This is a genomic window from Megasphaera sp. ASD88 (assembly GCF_002287425.1).
GTDB lineage: Bacteria > Bacillota > Negativicutes > Veillonellales > Megasphaeraceae > Megasphaera > Megasphaera stantonii.
In genome coordinates, this window is the sequence record NZ_NQXW01000058.1 from 1 (window position 1) to 876 (window position 876).

Genomic DNA, 876 nt, shown 5'->3' on the forward strand with positions numbered 1-876 from the left:
TTGAAACAGTTGTTGAATAATGCTGCGTTTTCCTTCGGTCATAATGACCTTATGTACCGGTTTCTTTTCTCTTGCCATGATAGTAAGCCTCCTATGATTTAGATTGTATCATAGAAGACCTATACCTGGCAGTTATTTACAGAAAAAGCTTCACATAGTCGCGGATTAGAGACCGCCTGTATTGGACAGGACTCTTCCAGCCTAGTTTTTCTTTGATTCTTTGTTCGTTATAGTACTTGATATACTGTTCGATGGCTGATTTCAATTCTTCGTAGCTATAATACACGACGCCGTAGTACATTTCCTGTTTCAGTAAGCCGAAGAAGTTCTCCATCACCGCATTATCCAGACAGTTGCCTTTCCGGGACATGCTTTGAAAAATCCGCTCTTGCTTGAACTTACGGACGTACGCCTTCATTTGGTATGCCCAACCCTGGTCGGAATGGAAGGTTCGGCGATAGGGGCAATCCGCCGTGATGCGGATCGCTTCCGCCTGTGCTTCTAATATATTTTCGGCCGAAGGACGGTTCCCTATTCTATAGCTGAGGATTTCTCCATTGAACATATCCATAAAGGGATCCAGATACAGCTTATGCTGCGTCAGATGCCCCTGGGCATCCAATTCATAGTATTTAAATTCTGTCGTATCTGTTGTGATTTTCTGATGGGGAACCGTCGTGTGGAAGCGACGGCGTATTCTATTGGGAGCGATGGTTCCCACCTTACCTTTGTAAGAGCTGTATCTGCGGCTCTTTCGCGTAAAACAAGTGACCTGAAGGCTTAGCTTTTGCATGATGCGCTGCACCTTCTTCTTATTCACGCACCATCCCTGATTGGTAAGCTCACCCGTGATTCGCCGATAGCCATAGGTGGTAT

At 45.3% G+C, this 876-nt stretch carries 1 protein-coding gene; it reads right to left on the reverse strand.

The genetic code is table 11. From position 1 onward, the window contains the following. Nucleotides 1-136 precede the first annotated feature (136 nt). Nucleotides 137-876 (reverse strand): IS3 family transposase (locus CJ260_RS12460; RefSeq protein ID WP_143747699.1); only part of this gene is annotated, 740 nt, incomplete at its 5' end.